This window comes from Agromyces sp. NPDC058064 (assembly GCF_042885275.1).
Taxonomy (GTDB): Bacteria; Actinomycetota; Actinomycetes; order Actinomycetales; family Microbacteriaceae; genus Agromyces.
The window spans coordinates 396868-421272 of sequence record NZ_JBHVSE010000002.1 but is presented as its reverse complement, the minus strand read 5'-3'; the positions used below and the strand labels follow the sequence as shown (position 1 = coordinate 421272).

The window sequence follows — 24405 nt, the reverse complement described above, 5'->3', positions numbered from 1 at the left end:
CGTGCTGTGCGCGGACGATGAGAGCCAAAGGAAATTCGAGCATGCGTGAGGTGTTCCAGCAGGAGCTGGCCGAGGTGCAGGAGCGACTCGTCGAGATCGCCGACCTCGTCGCCGTTTCGATCGACAAGGCGACCCGGGCGTTCAACGATTCCGACGTGAGCCTCGCCGAGGAGGTGATCGCCGACGACGACAAGATCGACCAGGCCGCCGTCGAGCTCGACGAGCTCGCGATCACGATCCTCGCCAAGCAGCAGCCCGTCGCCCGCGACCTCCGCATCGTGGTCAGCGCGCTGCGCATCAGCGCCTCGCTCGAGCGCATGGGCGACATGTCGACCCACATCTCGCAGCTGGCCCGCTACCGCTTCCCCGACAAGGTCGTGCCGAAGTCGCTGCGCCCGACCTTCTCGGAGATGGGCCGGCTCGACGTCGAGATCGCCCGCAAGCTCGTCGAGCTCCTCCGCACCGAGGACGTGCACCTCGCCGAGGAGATCCGCAACGAGGACGACAAGGTCGACGCCCTGCACCTCTCGGTGTTCGACAAGGTGCTCGGCGAGAAGTGGAAGGGCGAGGCGGTCGACACCGTCGACGCGACCCTCGCGAGCCGCTACCACGAGCGCTTCGCCGACCACGCGGTCTCGATCGCGAAGAAGGTGCAGTACCTGGCGACCGGCGACTGGGACCCCGAGAAGTCCGCGCTCTGAGCGCCTCACCGTCGCGAGCCGCGACGGGTACGACGAAGGGCGGATGCCGACCGGCATCCGCCCTTCTTCGTGCGTGCGCTGCGTCGTGCGTGCGCTACTTCTTGCCCTGCGCCGCCACCGCCGCCGCGCCGGCCGCCGCCGCCTCGGGGTCGAGGTACTCGCCCGGCTTGACGGGGCGGAACTCGTCGTCGAGCTCGTACACGAGCGGGATGCCGGTCGGGATGTTGAGCTCGGCGATGTCGTCGTCGCCGATGCCGTCGAGGTGCTTCACGAGCGCCCGGAGCGAGTTGCCGTGCGCGGTCACGAGGACCGTCTTGCCCGCGGCGAGGTCGGGGACGATGTCGGACTGCCAGTACGGCAGCATGCGGGCGATGACGTCCTTCAGGCACTCGGTGCGGGGCAGCTCGTCATCGGCGAGACCGGCGTAGCGCGGGTCGCCGACCTGCGACCACTCGGCGTCGTCGGCGAGCACGGGCGGGGGCACGTCGAACGAGCGGCGCCACAGCTGGAACTGCTCGGGGCCGTACTTCTCGAGCGTCTCGGCCTTGTCGAGCCCCTGCAGCGCGCCGTAGTGACGCTCGTTGAGGCGCCAGCTGCGACGCACGTCGATCCACGCGCGGTCGGCGACCTCGAGGGCGATGTTCGCCGTCTGGATCGCACGGGTCAGCACCGAGGTGTGCAGCACGTCGGGCAGGAGCCCCGACTCGGCGAGCAGCTCGCCCGCGCGGGCGGCCTCGGTACGGCCGAGCTCGGAGAGCCGGACGTCGACCCAGCCGGTGAACAGGTTCTTCTGGTTCCATTCGCTGTTGCCGTGACGGAGCAGCACGAGGGTGTGAGGCATGCCACCAGCCTAGCGGCGAGGCATCCTCGGCCCCGCCCGCGTGAAGCCCGATGACCCCCGGCCTGCCGCGAACGCGACCGCCGGGCTGCCAGACTTGGGACATGCCCCCGGACGCCTCGCCCCACCCCCGGCGCCTCCGGCCCGGACAGCGCGTGGGCAACGTCACCCGCGGCACCACGAACACGAACCGGCTGCGTCGCGTCGACCGGTGGATCGCCGCGCACCCCGCGCTGCTGCACGCGCACGACCCGTTCGTGGTCGACCTCGGCTACGGCGCGAGCGGGGTGACGACGCTCGAGCTCGCCTCGCGGCTCTCCCAGGTGCGCCCCGACGTCGAGGTACTCGGCCTCGAGATCGAGCCCGAGCGCGTGCGCGTCGCGCGCGAGCAGCTGGCCGCGGTGCGGGCCGGTGAGACCCACTTCGGCGCAGCGCTCGGGGTCGACTTCGCGATCGGCGGCTTCGAGGTGCCGGTCGGCGCCGGTCGCCGCCCGGCGGTGATCCGGGCGTTCAACGTGCTGCGCCAGTACGACGAGGCCGAGGTCGGCGACGCGTGGGCCCTCATGCGCTCCCGGCTCGCACCCGGAGGGCTGCTCGTCGAGGGCACCTGCGACGAACTCGGCCGGGTGTCGAGCTGGGTCGGGCTCGGGGCATCCGGGCCTCGGACCTTCACCGTGAGCCTGCGCCGCTCGGGCCTCGAGCTGCCCTCGATCGTCGCCGAGCGCCTGCCGAAGGCGCTCATCCACCGCAACGTGCCCGGCGAACGGATCCACCGGCTGCTCGCCGACCTCGACCTGGCCTGGCGCACGCACGCGGCGATGGCCGTCTACGGGCCGTCGCAGCGGTGGATCGCGACGGTCGCGACGCTGCGTCACGAGGGCTGGCCGATCATCGGGGGCCCTCGGCGCGCGCGCCTCGGGGAGCTCACGCTGCCCTGGTCGGCCGTCGCTCCGCTTCCCTGATCGCCCGGCGCTCGGCCCGGCCGACGCGCTCGGCCCGCCCTTGGCCGCAGCACCGAATTCTGCGCAGGCGGAGACATTACTCAACAGTCCTGATCATTAAGAAGTCGATGTTGTCACATCTTTTGCTTGACCAACGGCAAAAGTCTCCCCTAGGTTCGGGACCGGACGCGCACACGGTCGTGATCTCAGACGTGTCCAGCATTGGAAACCAATGGAGGTCTCATGCTGTTGAAGTTGCCCCCCGCCATCTCCCGGCTGCTCGCCGGTGCGGTGGCATCGATCCTCGCGGCCGGCGCCATCGTCGCGACCGCGACACCAGCGCAGGCGCATGACGGCGCCCATGTGCTGATCTTCACCAAGACCACGCAGTATCGGCACACCGACGCGATCGACAAGGGCACGCCCCTGATCACGGCGGCCCTCGAAGCCGAGGACATGGTGGTCACCCACACCGAGGACTCCACGGTCTTCAACGACCAGGCGCTCGCCGAGTACGACGCCGTCATCATGTTCCAGACCTCGGGCGACCCGTGGAACGCCGACCAGAAGGCCGCGCTCGAGCGCTACCAGCAGGCGGGCGGCGGCATCGTCGCGATCCACAACGCCACCGACATGCGCGGCAACTACGCCTGGTGGGACGAGCTCGTCGGCTCGCTCATGCCGGGCCACGCCGCCACGGGCACCGACCCGGGCCAGCCCGGCACGGTGCGCATCGAGGACCACACGCACCCCTCGACCGAGCACTTCGAGGCCGACCGCTGGAACCGCTCCGACGAGTGGTACAACTTCTCGAACAACGTCCGCGGCACCGCGCACGTGCTCGCCTCGATGGACGAGTCGACCTACACCCCGGGCAGCAACGCCATGGGCTACGACCACCCGATCTCGTGGTGCAAGCCGTACGACGGCGGGCGCGCCTGGGTGACGGCGATGGGCCACTTCGGCTCCCACTTCGAGGAGCCCGACCTCATGGAGCACATCGTCGGCGGCGTGAAGTACGCCGCGGGCGTCGAGGCCGGCGACTGCGGCGGCACCGTCTGGAGCAACTTCGAGAAGGTCGCCCTCGACGAGAACACCTCCGCGCCCTTCGCGATGGACATCGCCGAGGACGGCCGCGTGTTCTACACCGAGCTCGTGCGCGGCCAGGTGCGGGTCTGGGATCCGGCGACGAACGCCGTCACGACCGCCCTGGAGCTCGACGTGTACTCGGGCGGCGAGGACGGCCTGCTCGGCATCGCCCTCGACCCCGACTTCACCGAGAACGGGCAGGTCTACCTGTACCGCTCCCCCGACGCACCCGACAACTCCGACCCGTCGAGCTTCTTCAGCCGCGTCTCCCGCTTCACCATGGAGAACGGCGTCATCGACCCGGCGACCGAGGAGCTCATCATCGAGGTGCCCGCGCGGCGCCTGCCCGACGAGCCCGGCCACACCGGCGGCGGACTCGACTTCGACGCGCAGGGCAACCTGTACCTCGGCGTCGGCGACGACGTGAACCCGCACTCCGAGCCCTCCGGCGGCTACGCCCCGCTCTCGACGCGGCCCGGCACGTTCCACGACGCCCGCGAGACGTCGGCGAACACGAACGACCTCCGCGGCAAGCTGCTGCGCATCACGCCGAAGGCCGACGGCCCCGGCTACACGATCCCCGAGGGGAACCTGTTCCCCGAGGCCGACGACGCGGATGACAAGACGCTGCCCGAGATCTACGCCATGGGCTTCCGGAACCCCTTCCGCTTCTCGGTCGACCAGTCGACCGGTGCGATCAGCCTCGCCGACTACTCCCCCGACAACGGCACGGACGCCCCGACGACGCGCGGCCCCGCCGGCATCGCGGAGTGGAACTACATCACGAGCCCCGGCAACTACGGCTGGCCGCTCTGCATGGGCCAGAACGAGCCGTTCCGCGACGTCGACTACACGACGAGCCCCGTCACGGTCGGCGACTTCTTCGACTGCGACGCGCCGATCAACGACTCGCCCCGCAACACCGGCCTGACCGAGCTCCCCGCAGCCCGCGGCGCCGACCTGGCCTACGGCTACAAGCGCTCCTCGGTGCCCGGCATCATCCCCCAGGGCGGCGGCCTCGCGCCGATGGGCGGCCCGGTGTACGACTACGACCCCGAGCTCGTGAGCGACACGAAGTTCCCGGCGTCGTACGACGGCAAGCCCTTCTTCTACGAGTGGGCGCGCAACAAGATGTACTCCATCCAGCTCGCGGACGGCGACGCGGCCCCCGGCGACCAGATCGAGAAGGTGAACGCGTTCCTCCCGCAGGAGCAGTTCCTCGCCCCGATCGACTCGCGCTTCGGCCCCGACGGCTCGCTCTACGTGCTCGACTGGGGCGGCGGCTTCGGGCGTGACAACCCGAACTCGGGCCTGCACCGGATCGACTACATCCAGGGCTCCCGCTCGCCGATCGCGAAGATCTCGATCGACCGCGACTCGGGCCAGGCTCCGCTCGCGGTGGCCTTCGACGGCTCGGGTTCGTCCGACCCCGAGAACGCCGCGCTCCAGTACGCGTGGGACTTCGACGGCGACGGCACGACGGACGCGACGACCCCGCAGGCGACCCACAGCTACGCGGCCGACGGCGTCTACGACGCCCGCCTGACGGTCACCGACCCCGACGGCAAGACCGGCACGACCACCGCGCCGATCACCGTCGGCAACACCCGCCCGAGCGTCGGCATCTCGCTGCCGCCGGACGGCGCGTTCTTCGACTTCGGCGACGACCTCAACTGGGCCTCCCAGGTGAGCGACCCCGAGGACGGCACGGTCGACGGCTCGGAGGTCATCATCCAGCCGGCGCTCGGCCACGACGACCACGCGCACCCGCTCACGCCGCTCAGCGGGCTCACCGGCACCACGCCGACGAGCCTCGGCGGCCACGCCCCCGACGAGGACATCTTCTTCGCGATCGACGCCAGGTACACCGACCACGGCGGCGAGGGCGGCGCGAACCCCCTCACGGGCTCGGCGACGACGCTCGTGTTCCCGAAGGTGAAGCAGGCCGAGTTCTTCGACACCTCCTCGCCCGGCGTCTCGGTCGTCGCGAGCCGCGACGTCGGCGGCGCCGAGGGCGACCGCATGGTCGTCGCACGCGACGGCGACTGGGTGAACTACGACCCGGTGAGCTTCCACCGCATCGACCGTCTCGCGCTGCGGGTCTCCGCGGTCGCCGAGGGCTCGAGCATCGAGCTGCGCAAGGGCGCCGCCGACGGCGAGCTGCTCGCGACCGCAGCGGTCCCGGCCACCGGTTCGACCCGGTTCGCGGATGTCACGCTGGACGTGAGCGCGTTCTCGGGCGACTCGATGAACCTCGTGCTCGTGTTCCGCGGCGGGGAGGTGAAGCTGAACTTCCTCGAGGCGATCGGCCGGGGCTCGTCCCCGACCGCGGCTCCCGAGGTCGCGATCACCTCGCCCGAGCAGGGCGTGCAGCTCGAATCCGGGCAGGACGTCACGGTCGAAGCGGCGGCGAACGACGAGCTGAACGCCGACGGCTCGGTCGAGTCGGTCGAGTTCTTCGTCGACGGCGAGTCGATCGGCACCGACACCGACGCGCCGTACACGGCCGAGTGGGCGTCGCCCGAGGAGGGGCTCTACGAGCTCACCGCGGTCGCGACGAACGCGGCGGGCAAGTCGAAGACCTCGCGCATCGTGCTCTCGCAGGTCGGCGAGCTGTTCGGCGACCTCGTGCCCTTCACGAACGCCGACGGGCTCTTCGAGCGCATCGGCTCGGGCAAGTTCCGCATCACCGGTGCGGGCGACAACACCTGGCAGGGCACCGACGAGTACTCGACGCTGTACGCTCCGGCGGGCGGCGACGAGGACTGGGAGGCCGTCGTCAAGGTCGACGCCCAGCAGAACACGAACGGGTCGGCCAAGGCAGGCATCATCGTGCGCAACGACCTCACGCAGCCCGGCAGCTCGCCCGGCTACGCGATGGTCGGCATCCGTCCGAGCAACGGCGTCGAGTTCCTCGCGGACCCCGACGGCAACGGCCAGCTCAACACCTCGGTCGCCGGCGGCACCACGAGCTACCCCACCTGGGTGAAGCTCAAGCGCTCGGGTACCGAGTACACGGCCTACTTCTCGAAGAACGGCACGAGCTGGACGCAGGTGGGCGGTGCGGTGACCCTCGCGGACGCCGCCGGCACGCAGGACGTCGGCATGTTCATGGTCGCGCACTCGGGCACGGCGGGCGCCGTCGACTTCTCGGAGTTCGCGATCGACACGGACCCGAAGGGCCCCGAGCCCGAGAAGCCGCTCGAGCCGCTCATGTGCACCGGCGCACCGTTCTCCGACGAGTTCGACGCCCCGGCGCTCGCACCGTCGTGGACGGTCCGCTCCGGCGCGGTGCCGGTCACGCAGTCGGGTGGTGCGGTGACGCTCCCGGTGACGGCGGGCGACATCAACGAGGCGTCGACCGGTCCGGTCAGCTTCATCGGCAAGCCCACCCCCGCCGGGGCGTGGGAGGCGACGACGAAGATCGACCTGGCGCACACCTCGCACTGGCAGTGGGCGGGCCTCGTGCTCCACGGCAGCGACGACGAGTACAACAAGCTCGCCTTCGTGCGCAACCAGAGCGGCGGGCGCTTCATCGAGTTCCAGAGCGAGACGGCGGGCTCCCGCACGACCGCCGCGGCACCGGCGCTTCCCGCCGACTTCCCGAGCACGATCCACCTGAAGCTCACGAGCGACGGGAGCGTGCTGAAGGGCGCCTACTCGGCCGACGGCACGAACTGGACGGCACTGGCCGGCCAGCTCTCGCAGAAGCCGAACTCGCGCCTCGGCGTGATGGCGGCGGGCGACCTGGGCAGCACCCCGACGGTCGCGAAGGTCGACTGGCTGCGCGTCAGCCCCGACTCCGGCGCGAGCGCGGCGGTGGCGCCGAGCGATGCGTTCGACGGCACGTCGCTCGACGGCTGCCGCTGGGCGCAGAGCGTGCGCTACGACTCGAACCACCTCGAGGTCGCCGACGGCCACCTGAAGATCGAGACGCAGCCGGGCGACATCAACGGCAGCAACCCGATCTCGCCGCGGAACTTCATCCTCACGAAGGCGCCCGAGGGCGACTGGGTGGCGTCGACGAAGTTCAAGGCCCCCCTGAAGCACCGCTGGCAGCTCGCCGGCCTGCTGATGTGGGCCGACGACGACAACTACGTCAAGGCCGACGTCGTCGCCTACAACAACCCGGGCAGCGCGCTCGACCTCAGGGCCGAGCTCGCAGGCGAGAAGGATGCGACGGGGATCGGCAACCGCAACCTCGACATCGCGAACTCGTCCGAGAGCGGGTACTGGTACCTGCGCGTGACGAAGTCGGGGTCGAGCTACACGGCCGAGGTGAGCGACGGCGGCGTCAACTGGACGTCGATCGGCGCGGCGATCGCCTTCGACCGCCCGCTGCGGGGCATCGGCCTCATGGCCATCGGCCCGCAGCAGGAGGAACCGGTCGTCGTCGAGTTCGACTCGTTCGACCTCGAGGTGCCGCAGGTCGACGTCACGGCGCCGACGACCGAGCTCGCCTGGAGCCCGGCCGAGCCCGACGGCGCCGAGGGCTGGTACACGACCGCTCCGAGCTTCTCGCTCGAGGCGGGCGACGGCGACGGCACCGGCGTGGCGTCGACCGAGTACGCCATCGGCGACGGCGCGTGGGCCGCGTACACCGAGCCGGTCGAGGTGACCGACGAGGGCGAGACCACGGTGCGCTACCGCTCGACCGACGAGGCGGGCAACGTCGAGGAGGAGCGCTCGGCGAGCGTCCGGCTCGACACCGTCGCGCCGGTCACGACCGCCACGGTCGAGGAGATCGTCCGCGGCGCGGTGTTCACCCTCGCCGGGGTCGACGACACCTCGGGCGTCGCCGGCACCGAGGTCCGGGTCGACGGCGGCGACTGGGTCGCCTACGCCGAGCCGGTCACGGTGACGGGCGCGGGCGCGCACACGGTCGAGTACCGCTCGACCGACGTCGCGGGCAACGCCGAGGAGGCCCAGACCGCCGAGATCACGATCGACGAGCCGCTGCCCGTCGAGCTCGGAGTCACGGCGAGCGCGGCGCCCCAGTGCGTCGCCGGCTCGGCTCACCTCGCGGTGTACGCCGCGAACACCGGCAACGTGGCCTCCGAGGTCGTCATCACGACCCCGTGGGGCGCGCACGAGATCGCCGATGTGGCCTCGGGCTCGGCCGTGTACCACCTGTTCGACACGGGTACGGCCAAGCTCAAGAAGGGCAGCATCACGGTCGCGGTCCGCCACCACGACGGCGAGCGCGAGCACGTGAAGGAGATCAAGGTCAACTTCGCGAAGCTGAACTGCAAGTAGCGGTCGGCAGACGATGCCCCGGGGCCCTCGGCTCCGGGGCTTCGTCGCGCTCGGGGCAGGTACGGCGGGGATGCTCCGCGGCCTGCGCCGGCCGCGCCGAGGCCCCGCACGCGGGCGCGACGGACCGGGAGCGGACGGCGGCGACGGGCTGGCCCGTCCTCGGCCGCCCGGGCTCGCGCGGCCGGGCTAGGGCTTGCGAACGCCGAGACGCGGCAGGCGCGGCACCTCGACGGCGGCGCCGGCCCCCGCCGGCACGATCTCGACCTGCGCTGCGGCGATGTCGATGCCGTGGCTCAGCACGATCAGCGGCAGCTCGGCCGGTACGGCGCGCTTCACCACGGCGAGCGCGATCGGCCCGAGCTCGTGGTGCATCGCGCTCGACGTCACGCGCCCCACGACCCTGCGCTCGGGCGCCTCGCCGTCGGCGGGTTCGGGGCGCACCTTCTCGCCGACGACCTCGTCGCCGGGAGCGGGAAGCACGGTGTCGCTGCCGTCGAGGTGCAGCAGCACGAGCCGGCGCGGCGGCCGTCCGAGGTTCAGCACCTTCGCGACCGTCTCCTGGCCCTTGTAGCAGCCCTTGCCGAGGTCGACGGCGCTGCGCAGCCAGTCGAGCTCGTGCGGGATCGTCTTCTCGTCGACCTCGCTCGCGAGGCGCGGGCGCCAGGCGGCGATGCGCAGTGCGTCGAGCGCGAGCGCTCCGGCGACGGCGACGCGGCCGGCGGAGACCGCCCCGGCGGCGTCGGCGAGGGCCGGTCGCGGCACGATGCGCTCGACGAGACGCCAGGCGGATGCCGGGTGGCCGGCCGCGTCGGCGTACTGGTGTCCGCCGGGCCGGGGCCCGGTCGCCCACGGGTCGACCCAGTCGAGCGCGACCCCGGCGGGCGCGTACGCGGCGACGGCCGCGTCGAGCGCCGCCGTCGACATCGCCGCGAGGACGGCCGACTCGGCCGTGCGGTCGGCGACCTCGACCCGCAGCATGAACCGCATGCGGTCGAGCCAGGCCGCGAGCGGCGCGGCCTCGTCGCCCTCGACGACGAGCCAGACGGTCTCGCCGTCGTCGACCGCGTGCACGGCGTGCTCGATGTGCCCGGCCGCGTCGAGGAGCAGCGCCTCGATGCCCTCACCGGGCGCGAGGCGGTCGAACGACTGGCTCGCCATGGAGTGCAGCCAGCTCAGCCGGTCGGGCCCGGTCACGGTGACGACGCCGCGGTCGGAGAGGTCGACGATCGCCTCGCCGCGCTCGAGCAGGCGCTGCTCGACCATCGGGTTGCCGTAGTGGCCGGCCACCGACGGCGACGACTCCGACGGCACCGCGCCGTCGAGCACCAGGAACGGCGATCCGGTCATCAGTCGACCTTGCCGAGGCGCGCCGAGGCGTGGGTGCGGAGGTCCTGTCCGAGGGCGGCGATGTCCCAGGCCCAGAGCAGGTGGCCTTCGACGAGCCCGTAGAGCCGGGTGGCCGCCGAGTACGGCTTCGCGCCGGCCGCGCGCATGACGGCGTCGGTCGCGAGGTCGATGCGCGGCCCCTTCACCTGGCCGAGGTAGAGCTCGCTCACCCCGCCGGGGTGCACGATCGACACCTCGAGGTCGAAGCCGCCGTCGTCGTTGCGCAGCGCCTCGACCGCCTCGGCGTCGGGGAATCGCGGTTCGCCGACCGCGGGCAGCAGCGCGGGACCCGGGTCGCCGTCGCCCTGCTCGCGGGCGAGGCGCCAGTAGCCGGTCTCGGTCGCGAGCGGAGTGGGGTCGCCGCCCTCCTCGGCGGGGAACAGCCAGGTGTACGACGTGTAGTTCAGGTGGGGCAGCCCGTCGTGGCTGAAGCTCAGCCGCTGCCCGAACTCGCGCGTGACCGATTCGTCGCCGACCGCGTAGTCGATCACCCCCGAGCCCTCCCAGACGCCGAGGAGCCAGGAGAGCGGGACGAGCTCGGCCGGGAGGTCGACGGGCAGCTCGATCATCGCCACGTCTTCACCAGCGCCTAGCGCTGACCCTTGAAGAGCTTGTAGACCACGACCCCGCTGACCCACGCGATCGCGAGGCTCGCGAGGCCGAGCAGGCCGATGAAGAGGAGTTCGAGGGCGAGCAGCTCAGACATACTGCGAGTCTATCCGCTGCCCGCGCGGCTCGGGCCCCGCGTCAGGCCGCCGCGAACGGGGCGAGCAGCAGCGCGGCGAGCGCGACCACGACGACGGCGCCGCCGATCGACGCCGAGACGCGCCCGACGAAGCCCTCGGGGCGCCTGGTGGCCAGCTGCACGACGAGGGTGCCGATCACGGCGGCGGCGAGCACGACGCCGAGCGCCCCGTAGAGGCCGAGCCACGAGTCATCCCCGAACCAGTCGCTCTGCCCCGCGAGCGCGAGGCCGCCGACGATCGCGCACCCCGCGATCGCGACCGCCCAGATGAGCATCACGCTCGCCCACCCGAAGCGCGTCCCGGACTGCTCGACCATGTCTCCCCGTTCGTGTCGCGGGACGGCGGCGGCCGTCCCGTAGTATTGACCGCACCTTACTACTGGAGGGTGTGGCGTGGCGCAGCTGCTGATCTTGACGCCGACGGCCAACGACGACGTTCTCCCGGCGCTCGCACTGCTGACCCATCGGGTCAGGGTGATCCCGGCGTCGCCCGAGCAACTGGTCCGGGCGCCCGACGCCGACCTCGTGCTGCTCGACGCGCGCACCAACCTGGCCGGCGCCAAGGCGCTCGCCCAGATCCTGAAGACCACGGGGCTCTCGGCGCCGCTCGTGCTCGTCGTCACCGAGGGCGGCCTCGCCGCGGTCACCCCCGACTGGGGCGTCGACGACGTCGTGCTCGAGGCCGCCGGTCCGGCCGAGATCGACGCCCGCGTCAGGCTCGCGATCGGGCGGGCGCAGACCTCGCAGCCGAGCGAGCGCATCCAGACCTCGGGGGTCGTCATCGACGAGGCGAGCTACTCGGCGAAGGTGCACGGCAAGCCGCTCGACCTCACGTACAAGGAGTTCGAGCTGCTGCGCTTCCTCGCGGCGCACCCGTCACGGGTGTTCACCCGCGAGCAGCTGCTCAGCGAGGTGTGGGGCTACGACTACTTCGGCGGCACCCGCACGGTCGACGTGCACGTGCGGCGGCTGCGCGCGAAGCTCGGCGACCTCGAGTCGCTCATCGGCACCGTGCGCAACGTCGGCTACCGCTTCAACGTCCACGAGGACGACGAGGGCGCTGGTGCGGCCCCCGTCACCGCCCGTTGACGGACGCACTCCACGTCACCGCCCGTTAACCCGGCTCTCATCGGCGCGTTTCGGGGCGCGTGCCATGATGTGTGGATGTGCCCCGACAGCATCCTCGAGGACGACCGCACCTCCGACCGGACTGCGAGCGACTTCGACGACGACTTCGAACCCTTCGACACCGAGGGCGCCCCCGAGCTGCCGTCCGAGCGCTACCTCGACCGCGAGCTCAGCTGGCTCGCATTCAACCAGCGGGTGCTCGAGCTCGCCGAGGACGAGACCCTCCCGGTGCTCGAGCGCGCCAACTTCCTCGCGATCTTCGCGTCGAACCTCGACGAGTTCTTCATGGTCAGGGTCGCGGGCCTCAAGCGCCGCATCGTCACGGGGCTCGCGGTGCCCACCAACATCGGCCGCGCCCCGGCCGACGTGCTGAGCGACATCTCGAAGAAGGCGCACGAGCTGCAGGAGCGCCACGCCGCCGCGTACCAGACCCTCGTGAAGCCGGCCCTCGCCGAGGCCGGCATCCGCATCGCCTCGTGGGCCGAGCTCGGCGACGACGAGCGCGAGCACCTGCACGACGTGTTCTCCAAGCAGATCTTCCCGGTGCTCATGCCGCTCGCGGTCGACCCGGCGCACCCGTTCCCCTACATCTCGGGGCTCTCGCTGAACCTGTCGGTGCGCGTGCGCAACAGCCGCACCGGCCGGCAGGAGTTCGCCCGCGTGAAGGTGCCGCAGATGCTGCCGCGCTTCGTGCGGGTCGACCCCGACGAGTCGATCGAGGACGCCAGGTACCTCACCCTCGAGGAGCTCATCGCCAATCACCTCGGCGACCTCTTCCCCGGCATGGAGATCGTCGAGCACCACGTGTTCCGCGTCACCCGCAACGAGGACGTCGAGATCGAGGAGGACGAGACCGAGAACCTCATCAAGGCCCTCGAGAAAGAGCTGCTGCGGCGTCGCTTCGGCCCGCCGATCCGCCTCGAGGTCACCGACGACATGGACGAGGTGACGCTCGGCCTCCTCGTCCGCGAGCTGGATGTCACCGAGCAGGAGGTGTACCGCCTGCCGGCGCCGCTCGACCTCGGCGGACTCTTCGACCTGTCGCGACTCGACCGGCCCGAGCTGCACTACCCGATCCATGTGCCGACGACGGCCGTGCAGTTGCAGCCGACCGAGTCGAACCTCCGCGCCGACGTGTTCAAGGCGGTCTCCCGCCAGGACGTGCTGCTGCACCACCCCTACGAGTCGTTCGCGACGAGCGTGCAGGCGTTCCTCGAGCAGGCGGCGGCCGACCCCGACGTGCTGGCCATCAAGCAGACCCTCTACCGCACCTCGGGCGACAGCCCGATCGTCGAGGCGCTCATCGACGCCGCCGAGTCGGGCAAGCAGGTGCTCGCCCTCGTCGAGATCAAGGCCCGCTTCGACGAGCAGGCGAACATCACCTGGGCGCGCAAGCTCGAGAAGGCCGGCGTGCACGTCGTGTACGGCCTGGTGGGGCTGAAGACCCACTGCAAGCTCGCGCTCGTGATCCGCCAGGAGAAGGGCGTGCTGCGGCACTACAGCCACATCGGCACGGGCAACTACAACCCGAAGACGAGCCGCATCTACGAGGACCTCGGCCTGCTCACGGCCGACGACCAGGTCGGCAAGGACCTGACCCGGCTGTTCAACGAGCTCTCGGGCTACGCGATCGAGAAGAAGTTCAAGCGGCTCCTCGTCGCTCCCCTCCACCTCCGCAAGGGGCTCCTGAAGCTCATCGCGACCGAGATCCGCAACGCGGAGGCCGGGCGACCCAGCGGCATCCGCATCAAGGTCAACTCGATGGTCGACGAGGCCATCATCGACGCCCTCTACCGCGCCTCGAACGCCGGCGTCCCGGTCGAGGTGTGGGTGCGCGGCATCTGCAGCCTGCGACCCGGCCTGCCCGGGCTCAGCGAGAACATCCGGGTGCGCTCGATCCTCGGCCGCTACCTCGAGCACTCGCGGCTGTTCTGCTTCGAGAACGACGGCGACCCGCAGATCTACATCGGCTCGGCCGACATGATGCACCGCAACCTCGACCGCCGGGTCGAGGCCCTCGTGCGCCTCGCCGACCCGCAGCACCTCGCCGAGGTGCAGGGGCTCTTCGACCGCGCGATGGACGAGTCGACGAGCTCGTGGCACCTCGACGGCGAGGGCGTCTGGACCCGCCACTCGACCGACGAGTCGGGGCAGCCGCTCGCCGACCTCCAGAACGTGCTCATGGCCGAGGTCGCCCGCCGCACCAGATCCGCCCAGCGCCCGCGATCGGGGCAGCGCCGGTGACGACGGCCGTCTACGCGGCGGGCGCCGTCTGCTGGCGCCACATCGACGGCAAGCTGCACGTGCTCGTGATCCACCGCACGGTCTACGGCGACGTCACCATCCCGAAGGGCAAGGTCGACCCCGGCGAGTCGCTGCCGCAGACGGCGGTGCGCGAGATCGCCGAGGAGACCGGGCTCGAGGTCGCCCTCGGCGTGCCGCTCGGCGTCTCGCGCTACCCGCTGCCGAGCGGTCGCGAGAAGATCGTGCACTACTGGGCCGCGGAGGTGAGCGACAAGGCGGTGCAGCGCTCGACGTTCAAGCCCAACGCCGAGGTCGCGGCGCTCGAGTGGGTGACGCCGAAGCGCGCCCGCGGGTATCTCAGCTACCAGCCCGACGTCGAGATCCTCGACAACTTCATGGCGCTCGTCGAACAGGGCGTGACCCGCACCTTCAGCCTCACCGTGCTCCGTCACGGCAAGGCGGTCGGCCGCAAGGGCTTCGAGGGGCCGGATGCCTCGCGCCCGCTGTCCGAACGCGGCGTCGAGCAGGCGGCGGCGCTCGTCGACACGCTCACCGCGTGGGCGCCGAGGCGCATCGTGTCGAGCCCCGCGGTGCGCTGCGTCACGACGGTCACGCCGCTCGCCGCCGCCACCGGGATGGAGGTCCGGCGCGACGCCGGCATCAGCGAGGACGCCTGGCACGAGGGCGAGGCGGAGGTGCGCCGGGTCGTCGGCAAGCGCGTGCGCGCTGGGCGGTCGGCCGTGATCTGCAGCCACGGCCCCGTGCTGCCCGACATCTTCAGGGAGCTCGCGCTCGCGACCGGGACGCCGATCGGCTCCTACGTCGGCGACGCAGCCGAGCTCGAGCCGGGTGCGTTCAGCGTCGTGCATCTCTCCGCGACCAACCAGGGCTCGGGCATCATCTCGATCGAGACGCACGCTCCGCGCGCCTGAAAGCGCGCTCTTCCGGCGGTTTCTGCGCGCCAAGATCCGTTCACCTCCCGTTTACCGAGGTGGCGGATGCTCGTAAGGCGCGCTCGTTAGCGTCGCAGGCGGGCCGGCACCGGCCCACAACTCCTGCAAACGATCCCCGGAAGGGAAATCACGTGAACCTCAAGCGTTTCGGCGTGCCCGCAGTCATCGCCGTCACCGCGGCGCTCGCGCTCAGCTCCTGCGCCTCGAACGAGGGCGGCGCCGCCGCTCCCGAGGAGTCGACCTCGACCCTCGCCGGCAACCTCGTCGGCGCAGGCGCCTCGTCGCAGGACGCGGCACAGCAGTCCTGGATCGCCGGCTTCCAGACCGCGAACCCCGACGTGACGATCGACTACGACCCCTCGGGTTCGGGCGCCGGCCGCGAGACCTTCCTCTCGGGCGCGAGCGACTTCGCCGGTTCCGACCGTGCGTTCAAGGACGACGAGCTCGCCGCGGGCGGCTTCCAGAAGTGCGCCCCCGACTCGACGATCGTCGAGCTCCCCCTCTACATCTCGCCGATCGCGGTCATCTTCAACGTCGAGGGCGTCGACTCGCTCGACCTCGACGCTGCGACCGTCGCGGGCATCTTCGCCGGCACGATCACCAAGTGGAACGACCCGGCGATCGCCGCGACGAACGAGGGCGTCGAGCTGCCCGACCTCGCGATCACCCCCGTCCACCGCTCCGACGACTCGGGCACGACCGAGAACTTCACCGAGTACCTCGGTGCGGCCGCGGCCGACGTCTGGACCTGGGAGGCCGACGGCGTGTGGCCGTTCGAGGGCGGCGAGGCCGCTCAGGGCACCTCGGGCCTCGTCGACGCCGTGACCAACGGCAACGGCACCATCGGCTACGCCGACGCCTCGCGCGCCGGTGACCTCGGCACCGTGTCGATCAAGGTCGGCGACGAGTTCGTGCCCTACTCGCCCGAGGCCGCTGCCGCGATCGTCGACCACTCGCCGTTCGCCGAGGGCCGTGCCGAGGGCGACCTCGCGATCGAGATCGACCGCACCTCGGAGGAGGCCGGCGTCTACCCGATCGTCCTCGTCAGCTACCTCATCGCCTGCGGCGAGTACGCCGAGTCCGACAACGTCGAGCTCGTGAAGGCGTACCTCTCCTACCTCGCCAGCCCCGAGGGCCAGGAGACGGCCGCGACCGACGCCGGCTCCGCCCCGATCTCGGACACGCTCCGCGAGAAGGTCACCGCCGCGATCGACTCGATCAAGTAATGACCTCGTGCCCGACCCCCGAGTTCCGCGAGGAACGACGGGGTCGGGCACGGCCGCGTCCTCCGGTTCGTCCGGGCGGCGCACCCCAGAACCGCAACCCGACCCCCGAGGATCGCACCTGATGACCTCCGCACCAGCCCCGATCAAGGCGAAGCTCCGCGTCGGCGACCTCGTCTTCTCCCGTTCGGCGGTCTTCGCCGGCTCGATGATCCTGGTGACGCTCGCCGCCGTCGCCGTCTTCCTCATCGTCCAGAGCATCCCCGCGCTCTCCGCCACGAAGGACGACGCCTCGATCCTCGAGACGAACTTCTGGGAGTACGTGGGCCCCCTCGTCTTCGGCACCGTCTGGGCCGCGGCGCTCGCGCTCCTCTTCGCGCTGCCCATCTCGATCGGCATCGCGCTCTTCATCTCGCACTACGCGCCCCGCCGGCTCGCCTCCGTGCTCGGCTACGTCGTCGACCTCCTGGCCGCCGTGCCCTCGGTCGTCTTCGGCCTCTGGGGCATCGGTGTCCTCGCGCCGGCCGTCGTGCCGGCCTACACCTGGCTCAACGAGAACCTCGGCTGGATCCCGATCTTCGGCGGCACCGTCTCGGCCACCGGCCGCACGATCCTCACCGCCGCGCTCGTCCTCGCCGTCATGGTGCTGCCGATCATGACCGCCATCTGCCGCGAGGTGTTCCTGCAGACCCCCGTCCTCCACGAGGAGGCGGCGCTCGCCCTCGGCGCGACCCGCTGGGAGATGATCCGCGTCGCGGTGCTGCCCTTCGGGCGCTCGGGCATCATCTCGGCCTCGGTGCTCGGCCTCGGTCGCGCGCTCGGCGAGACGATGGCCGTCGCGATGGTGCTCTCGGCCGCGCACGTCGTGACCTTCGACCTGCTCACCTCGGTCAACCCGACCACCATCGCCGCGAACATCGCGCTGAGCTTCCCCGAGGCCTACGCCCTCAACGTGAACGTGCTCATCGCGACCGGCCTCATCCTCTTCGTCGTGACCTTCGCGGTCAACGCCTTCGCGCGCTGGATCATCAGTCGCCGCAAGGAATTCTCGGGAGCGAACTGATGACCCTGCAGACCATGACCCCCGCGCCCGAGACGGGCACCCCGATCGCGAACTCGCTCACTGCGGGCCGCCTCCCCTCCTCCGCCCCCTGGGTGATCCTCGGCACCGCGGTCGCGGTGGCCGCGGCGGTCTTCGGCGTCGTCGCGATCGGCTCGGGCTCGGGCTTCGACTGGGGCGGCGCCCTGCTCGTGGGCGCCCTGCTGTACATCCCCGCGATCTGGCTCTTCTCGCGCCTCGTCGAGGGCGCCCGTCGCGCGACCGACCGCCTCGTGACGGCGCTCGTGACCGGCGCGTTCCTCCTCGCGATGATCCCGCTCGTCTCGCTCACGATCACGGTCGTGACCTTCGGCCTCGCGCGATTCGACGCCGACTTCTTCTCGATGTCGATGCGCAACGTCACCGGCGAGGGCGGCGGCGCCCTGCACGCGATCGTCGGCACCCTGCTCATGACCGGCACCGCGGCCCTGATCTCGATCCCGATCGGGCTGATGACCTCGATCTACCTCGTCGAGTACGGCCGCGGCAAGCTCGCACGCGGCGTGACCTTCCTCGTCGACGTCATGACCGGCATCCCGTCGATCGTCGCCGGCCTGTTCGCGTACTCGCTCTTCGCGATCTTCTGGGGCCCGGGCACCCGCACCGGCATCGCCGGCGCCGTGGCGCTGTCGCTGCTCATGATCCCCGTCGTGGTCCGCTCGAGCGAGGAGATGCTGCGCCTCGTGCCGAACGAGCTCCGCGAGGCGGCCTACGCGCTCGGCGTGCCGAAGTGGCTGACGATCGTGAAGGTCGTGCTGCCCACCTCGATCGCGGGCATCACGACCGGCATCATGCTCTCGATCGCCCGCGTCATCGGCGAGACCGCCCCGCTGCTCATCGCCGCCGGCTTCACCGCGAGCATGAACTACAACCTCTTCGAGGGCCGCATGCAGTCGCTGCCGGTGTTCGTCTACACGCAGTACGCGAACCAGGGCAACCCGGCCGAGGCCTTCCTCGACCGCGCCTGGGCCGCCGCCCTCACCCTCATCCTCATCGTCATGGCGCTGAACCTCATCGCGAGGCTCGTCGCCCGTCTGTTCGCGCCGAAGCTCGGCCGCTGAGCCCGACCGAAAGCAAGAAGGAAACCCGTGTCCAAGCGCATCGAAGTCCGCGACCTCAACGTCTACTACAGCAAGTTCCTCGCTGTGGAGGGCGTGACCCTCGAGATCGAACCCCGCAGCGTCACCGCCTTCATCGGCCCCTCGGGCTGCGGCAAGTCGACGTTCCTCCGCACCCTGAACCGCATGCACGAGGTCATCCCCGGTGCGCGCGTCGAGGGCGAGGTGCTCATCGACGGCAACAACCTCTACGACCCGGCGGTCGACCCGGTGCTCGTGCGCCGGCAGGTCGGCATGGTCTTCCAGCGGCCGAACCCGTTCCCGACGATGTCGATCAAGGAGAACGTCCTCGCGGGCGTGAAGCTCAACAACAAGCGCATCTCGAAGTCCGACGCCGACGAGCTCGTCGAGCGTTCGCTGCGCGGTGCGAACCTCTGGAACGAGGTGAAGGACCGCCTCGACCGCCCCGGGTCGGGTCTCTCGGGCGGCCAGCAGCAGCGCCTCTGCATCGCCCGCGCGATCGCGGTCTCCCCCGAGGTCATCCTCATGGACGAGCCGTGCTCGGCGCTCGACCCCATCTCGACCCTCGCGATCGAGGACCTCATCGAGGAGCTCAAGCAGGAGTACACGATCGTGATCGTGACCCACAACATGCAGCAGGCCTCGCGGGTGAGCGACAGGACCGCCTTCTTCAACATCGCGGGCACCGGCAAGCCCGGCAAGCTCATCGAGTACGCCGACACCACGACGATCTTCTCGAACCCCTCCGTGCAGGCGACCGAGGACTACGTCTCGGGTCGCTTCGGGTGATCGACGCCCCGGCGCGCGGGGGCGCGCCGGCCACGGCATGACGGATGCCCCGGAGCGAGGTTCGCTCCGGGGCATCCGTGTTCTCGGGTGCCGCCGTCTCGACGCGGCTCGTCGCGCCTACCCGGTCAGCAGGCCTTCACGAGCTCCCACGGGCCCCACTGCTCGGCGCCCGGGGTGTTGTTCTGCGTCCACCACTTGGCCTTGTACTCGCTGCCCGAGTAGCTCACGGTCGCCCCGCCCGAGTAGGCGGTCGCCGCGCTCCATGCCGCGGCGGTGCAGCCGGTCGGGTCTGTGGGGTCCGTCGGGTCGGTCGGGTCGGTGGGATCCGTCGGGTCCGTCGTGCACGGGCCGACGAGGCCCCAGACGTCGTCGGTGCCCGGGGTGTTGCCCTGCGTCCACCACTTCGCGGTGTACTCCTTGCCGGCGTACGACACCTTCTGGCCGCCGGTGTAGACCGCGGTCGCGCTCCACGCCGCTGCGGTGCAGCCCGTGGGGTCGGTCGGGTCGGTGGGGTCCGTCGGGTCGGTCGGGTCAGTGGGATCCGTCGGGTCCGTCGGACCGGTGGGGTCGGTCGCCGGCCCGGTGGCCGAGGCGCGCAGCTTGTCGGCGAGGGTGCCGACCAGCTGCCCGTTGCGGTCGCCGTCGAGCTCCCACCACATGCCGCCGCCGAGGCCGAGCTCGGCGATGTACTGGCCCTTGCGGGTCGTCGACTGCGCGTTGTCGTAGCTCCACCACTGGTTGCCGTCGTACCGCCACGCCGCGCCGATGGCAGGGTCGTAGTGGTCGGTGCCGAGGGTCTTCAGCTTGTCGTAGTCCTCGTTGCCCTTCTCCCAGGTGCCGGGTGCGGCGGCCGTCGCGGGGCCCCACGCGTTCGCCGAGGTCGCGCCCTGCCATCCCCGGCCGTAGGCGGCGAGGCCGATGCCGAGCTGCTTCGGGTCGATGCCCGTCCTCAGGTACTCCTTCACCGCCTTGTCGACGCTGAACTTCTTCGACGCCGGCCGGGTGTCGGCGGGGTCGTCGAAGAGGTTCGCCTGGTGCCCGGTGAGGCTCGGGTCCCACGCGCCGTGGAGGTCGTAGCCCTGCACGTTGCCGTAGTCGAGGTACCGGAAGTTCTCGGGGTTGTTCCAGCCGCCGGAGGCGATGTCGGCGGGGTTCGCCGGGAGGAACGCGGAGAGCTGGTACGGGTGGCCGTTTTCAGCGCTCAGGGCGTCCATCTGCGTGCGGAACTCCTTGAGCAGCAGGGTGAAGTTCGCCTTGTCGTTCACCTCGTCGACGTGGTTGCCGACCTCGCCGTTCTGCGAGCCGGGCCACTCCCAGTCGATGTCGATGCCGTCGAAGACGCCGGCCGCCGCGCCCGTGCCGCCGCGCCCGTCGATGACGGGCAGGTTGCCGCGCAGGTAGAGGTCGACGCAGCTCTTCACGAGCTTCTTGCGCGAGGCGTCCGTCGCGGCCGCCTTCGAGAAGTTCTTCGACCAGGTCCAGCCGCCGAGCGAGATCATGACCTTGAGGTTCGGGTTCTTCGCCTTCAGCTGCTTCATCTGGTTGAACGAGCCGGCGAGCGGCTGGTCCCAGGTGTCGGCGGTGCCTGCGACCGAGTTCGCCGCGGTGTAGCCCATGCCGAAGTCGGCCCAGGCGTCGCCGGCGCCGTCGGAGCCGTTCGGCCCCGTGCCCTGCGCCTTGTTCGCGATGAAGCACGTGAGGTCCTGGTAGTGGATGTTGCCGAACGCGTAGTTGATGTGGGTGAGGTCGGCCGCGGTGCCGGAGGTCTGCAGCTGCTTGGCCTTGAAGTCGCGGCCGTAGACGCCCCACTGGGCGAAGTAGCCGACGTTGCGGTAGCCGTTGACGGCGCTCGGCGACTGCTCGGCCGCGACGGCCGGTGCGGTGCCGATCGCGGCGAGGCCGGCGACCATCGCGCCGGTCGCCAGGGCGGCGATCGCCCGGCGCAGTCCGCGCCCCGGAGTTCTCTGATTCTTCATGACGTCCTTCGGTGAAGGGGAACTGAACGGGCGCGTGCGCCCTTGGACACGCTCACGCTACGAACGGATGCCGCGGTCGGGCGTCCGCACGATCCACATGATCCGGCGGGCGCGTGCGGGGCGTACGTAGGATCACGTACGCCCCGCACGTGGAAGGGCGGGGGCTCCGTCGCCGGAACCCCCGCCCGTGGCATCCGCGTCGCAGCGTCGCGGGCGCCTCGACGGCGCGACGGCGCGACCGGGTCAGCAGGCGACCGGCTGGCCCCAGACGTCGTTCGTGCCGGGGGTGTTGCCCTGCGTCCACCACTTCGCGGTGTACTCGGCGCCGTTGTACGAGACCTGCTGGCCGCCGGTGTAGACCGCCGTGGCGTTCCAGGCCGGGGCGTCGCACGTGCCGGTGCCGCCGCCCGTGCCGCCGCCGGTGCCCGTCGAGGGCTCGACGACCGTGACGCCCCGCGGCAGGTCGGAGAGCGTCGCGAAGGTCTCGGTGCCGATCTTCACCCGCAGGTTCGAGATCTCCGCCATGGGCAGGCGCCACGAGAGCTTCGTGAAGACGCTGCCGCCGGCGGGGATGCCGCCCGAGGGCACCGTGATCGTGTAGGTGTGGAAGTCGCCCTTGAGGCCTCCCACGTTCGATCCGGTGTGGTCGCTCGACACCTTCGTGATGCCCCAGCCGTTCTGCTCGCCGAGGGCGCCGGTATCGCTCGTCGCGGTGTCGAAGGTGATCGTCGACCCCGCGGGGATCGCGGTCTTCGACCGGTTGGCGAAGGTCACCTTCGGGTTGATCGGGTAGTTGCTGTCGCCGAGCGCGAAGTCGCCGAACGACACCCGCAGGTCGATCGCCTTCGTCGGCATCGCGACGTTCGCCTTCGCCGCGTCGTACGGCTGGGATGCCGCGAGGCGGTCGTGCAGGATCGACACGAGCGTCGAGCCCATCTCGTACTGCCCCTTCTGCGCGTCGTACTCGTAGTCGCCCGCGAGCTCCCAGATCATCGCACCGCCGATGCCGTTGTCGGCGATGTAGTCGGCCTTCGCGCTGATCGCCTGGTCGGAGTCGCCCGAGAGGAACGTCCTGGTGGTGGAGTTCCACCACCACTCGGTCTTCGTCGTCTGGTCGAAGTGATGCGTGTACGTGCCGTTGATCGACGTCGGTGCGCCGTACGAGGCCGTGTAGTCGCCCACGACGCCCTTCTGCAGGTTCAGCACGTGCCAGATCGGGTTCGCCCCCGCCCCGACCTCGGCCCCGGTCTTGTCGAGGTCGTGCCAGAGGTTGTTGATGCCGACCGCGCCGTTGCCGCACTTCGAGGTGCCGCCGATGGTCGGTCCGGTGCCCGGGGGGCACTTGGTCTGGTCGGCGAGCGGCGCCTTGCCGTAGAGCCCGTCGGTGCCGCCCTGCACGCCGTCCCAGCCGCGCGTGTAGAACGGGAGGCCGACGTTGATGCGACCGGGAGGCATCGCCCCGCGGAAGTAGTGGTAGGCCCAGTCGGTGTTCAGGTAGCCGATGTTGCTGTAGGCGCCGTAGACGCCGCCGGCTGCGAGCTCGGGGTCCTTGCCGTCGTCGAACAGCGGGCCGTTGCCGCCGACGTAGTCGTTCCACGAGCCGTGGAGGTCGTAGCTCATGATGTTGACGTAGTCGAGGTACGGGGTCACCTGGTAGACCTCGGCGCCGCGCAGCAGCCAGCCCGAGGCGGGGGCTGCGACGGTGAGCAGGTAGTGCGTGCCGTCGGCCGCGCCCGCGCGGTCGAGCTTCTCGCGGAGGGTCTTCATGAGCGACTCGTACCCCGCCCAGAGCTTCGCACGACGCGGCTCCGAGAAGGCGAAGTCGTCGGGGCTGCCGGCCTTCCCGTTCGAGTTGGCGTACTCGTAGTCGATGTCGACGCCGTCGAAGCCGTAGGTGCGGATGAACTGCACCGCCGAGTCGGCGAAGGCGTCGATCTCGGCCTGCGAGTCGGTCAGGGTGTAGAAGCCGCCGTCGGCGACGCGGTCGCCCGCGGCGTCGAAGTGGCCGCCGGTCTCGGCCCAGCCGCCGACCGAGACGAGCGCCTTCACGCCGGGGTTCTGCTCCTTGTACTTCGTGAGCAGGTTGAAGTGACCCTGGTAGGGCAGGGTCGGGTCCATCTCGGCGCCGGCGACGCCCGGCCACGTCATCTTCGTGGAGGCGTTGCCCGCGACGTCCTGGTTCACCGAGACCTTGCCCTGGCCGTCGATGTGCGCGAAGGCGTAGTTGATGTGGCTGATCTTCTGCCACGGGATGTCGCTCGCGAGGTAGCGCGGCTGGCCGTTGAGGCCCGTGCGCCAGTTCGTGAAGTAGCCGATCACCCGGTGCTCGAGCCCGTTCGGCAGCTTCTCGCGGCCCTGCTCGTCGTAGATCGTGCAGTAGGGCACATCGACGCCCGGGGTCTGGTAGAGGCCGTCGGGGCGGCACTTCTCGTCGGGGTTCGACGTCCACGGGGTGCCCGGTTCGGGAGTCGGCGAGGGAGTCGGCGTCGGGGTCGGGGTCGGGGTCGGGGTCGGGGTCGGGGTCGGGGTCGGCGTCGGGGTCGGGGTCGGCTCGGGGGTGCCGGTGCCACAGGCGGCGCCCGCCGCCCACGGGCCCCACTCGCCCGTGCCCGGCTCGTTGTTCTGGGTCCACCACTTCGCGGTGTAGTTCACGCCGCCGTGCGAGGCGGTCGCGCCGCCCGTGTAGACGGCGGTCGAGCTCCACGCCGGGGCGCATGCCTCGGCGGCGCTCGCGACCGCCGCGGGGAGGAGGGCTGCGAGGAGCAGTCCGATCCCTGCGGCGGCGACGGCGGCCTTCGAGCCGCGCCCGAACTTCAGTGTTCGCATCTCGTTCCTGTCTGCCTGTGGTCAGCCCGCAGTCCACGGGCAGCCCGACGCTATCGACGACGCACGGGCGGCCGAATCCGCACAACCCCGCATACGCAGGACTACGTAGGGCACCGAACGGAGCGGCCGCCG

Annotated in this window: 16 protein-coding genes; 10 read left to right on the top strand and 6 right to left on the bottom strand. The window is 70.9% G+C overall.

From position 1 onward, the window contains the following. The first annotated feature begins 41 nt into the window (after positions 1 to 41). The gene (gene phoU, locus ACFVSL_RS07725) at positions 42 to 701 is read left to right on the top strand and encodes a phosphate signaling complex protein PhoU (protein WP_386939909.1); all 660 of its coding nucleotides are present in this window, start codon (positions 42 to 44) and stop codon (positions 699 to 701) included. Positions 702 to 795: 94 nt separating this feature from the next. On the opposite strand, the gene ACFVSL_RS07720 is transcribed toward phoU, so the two are convergent. Next, entirely contained in the window at positions 796 to 1542 is a 747-nt protein-coding gene (locus ACFVSL_RS07720) for a phosphoglyceromutase (protein WP_386939907.1), read from the bottom strand. Between the two features lie 101 nt (positions 1543 to 1643). On the opposite strand from ACFVSL_RS07720, the gene ACFVSL_RS07715 reads away from it, so the two are divergent. Then, complete coding sequence (locus tag ACFVSL_RS07715; protein WP_386939905.1) at positions 1644 to 2501, top strand: class I SAM-dependent methyltransferase; 858 nt, start codon at positions 1644 to 1646, stop codon at positions 2499 to 2501. Between the two features lie 228 nt (positions 2502 to 2729). Next, positions 2730 to 8825, top strand: a complete 6096-nt coding sequence (locus tag ACFVSL_RS07710) for a ThuA domain-containing protein (protein ID WP_386939903.1) — start codon at positions 2730 to 2732, stop codon at positions 8823 to 8825. Positions 8826 to 9011: 186 nt separating this feature from the next. Here ACFVSL_RS07710 and ACFVSL_RS07705 read toward each other — a convergent pair whose 3' ends face one another. The 3 genes from ACFVSL_RS07705 to ACFVSL_RS07695 all read right to left on the bottom strand — a co-directional run bounded on the left by ACFVSL_RS07705 (position 9012) and on the right by ACFVSL_RS07695 (position 11273). Further along, positions 9012 to 10172, bottom strand: a complete 1161-nt coding sequence (locus tag ACFVSL_RS07705) for a YgfZ/GcvT domain-containing protein (protein WP_386939901.1) — start codon at positions 10170 to 10172, stop codon at positions 9012 to 9014. Beyond that, positions 10172 to 10780, bottom strand: a complete 609-nt coding sequence (locus tag ACFVSL_RS07700) for an FABP family protein (RefSeq protein ID WP_386939900.1) — start codon at positions 10778 to 10780, stop codon at positions 10172 to 10174. The genes ACFVSL_RS07705 and ACFVSL_RS07700 overlap by 1 nt, the downstream gene beginning before the upstream one ends. A gap of 178 nt (positions 10781 to 10958) precedes the next feature. After that, positions 10959 to 11273, bottom strand: a complete 315-nt coding sequence (locus ACFVSL_RS07695; protein WP_386939898.1) for a hypothetical protein — start codon at positions 11271 to 11273, stop codon at positions 10959 to 10961. 76 nt (positions 11274 to 11349) lie between these two features. Between ACFVSL_RS07695 and ACFVSL_RS07690 the strand changes: the two genes are divergently transcribed. The 7 genes from ACFVSL_RS07690 (at position 11350) to pstB (ending at position 19471) form a co-directional block, all read left to right on the top strand. Further along, positions 11350 to 12045 carry a DNA-binding response regulator gene (locus ACFVSL_RS07690; protein ID WP_386939896.1) on the top strand — a complete coding sequence of 232 codons (696 nt, stop codon included), beginning with the start codon at positions 11350 to 11352 and terminating at the stop codon, positions 12043 to 12045. Between the two features lie 75 nt (positions 12046 to 12120). Then, entirely contained in the window at positions 12121 to 14328 is a 2208-nt protein-coding gene (locus tag ACFVSL_RS07685; protein ID WP_386939895.1) for an RNA degradosome polyphosphate kinase, read from the top strand. Beyond that, positions 14325 to 15260, top strand: coding sequence for an NUDIX domain-containing protein (locus ACFVSL_RS07680; protein WP_386939894.1), 936 nt, complete (start codon positions 14325 to 14327; stop codon positions 15258 to 15260). Before ACFVSL_RS07685 ends, ACFVSL_RS07680 begins: the two co-directional genes overlap by 4 nt. 152 nt (positions 15261 to 15412) lie before the next feature. Beyond that, positions 15413 to 16507 (top strand): phosphate ABC transporter substrate-binding protein PstS, encoded by a 1095-nt coding sequence (locus ACFVSL_RS07675; RefSeq protein WP_386939892.1) that lies wholly within the window; start codon positions 15413 to 15415, stop codon positions 16505 to 16507. 121 nt (positions 16508 to 16628) lie between these two features. Beyond that, complete coding sequence (gene pstC, locus ACFVSL_RS07670) at positions 16629 to 17567, top strand: phosphate ABC transporter permease subunit PstC (RefSeq protein WP_386939891.1); 939 nt, start codon at positions 16629 to 16631, stop codon at positions 17565 to 17567. Further along, the gene (gene pstA / locus ACFVSL_RS07665) at positions 17567 to 18664 is read left to right on the top strand and encodes a phosphate ABC transporter permease PstA (protein ID WP_386939890.1); all 1098 of its coding nucleotides are present in this window, start codon (positions 17567 to 17569) and stop codon (positions 18662 to 18664) included. Before pstC ends, pstA begins: the two co-directional genes overlap by 1 nt. Before the next feature lie 27 nt (positions 18665 to 18691). Then, complete coding sequence (pstB, locus tag ACFVSL_RS07660) at positions 18692 to 19471, top strand: phosphate ABC transporter ATP-binding protein PstB (RefSeq protein WP_386939888.1); 780 nt, start codon at positions 18692 to 18694, stop codon at positions 19469 to 19471. A 125-nt stretch (positions 19472 to 19596) separates the two neighbouring features. On the opposite strand, the gene ACFVSL_RS07655 is transcribed toward pstB, so the two are convergent. Beyond that, positions 19597 to 21447 carry a glycosyl hydrolase family 18 protein gene (locus ACFVSL_RS07655; protein WP_386939886.1) on the bottom strand — a complete coding sequence of 617 codons (1851 nt, stop codon included), beginning with the start codon at positions 21445 to 21447 and terminating at the stop codon, positions 19597 to 19599. Between the two features lie 243 nt (positions 21448 to 21690). Next, the gene (locus ACFVSL_RS07650) at positions 21691 to 24273 is read right to left on the bottom strand and encodes a glycosyl hydrolase family 18 protein (protein WP_386939884.1); all 2583 of its coding nucleotides are present in this window, start codon (positions 24271 to 24273) and stop codon (positions 21691 to 21693) included. Positions 24274 to 24405 lie beyond the last annotated feature (132 nt).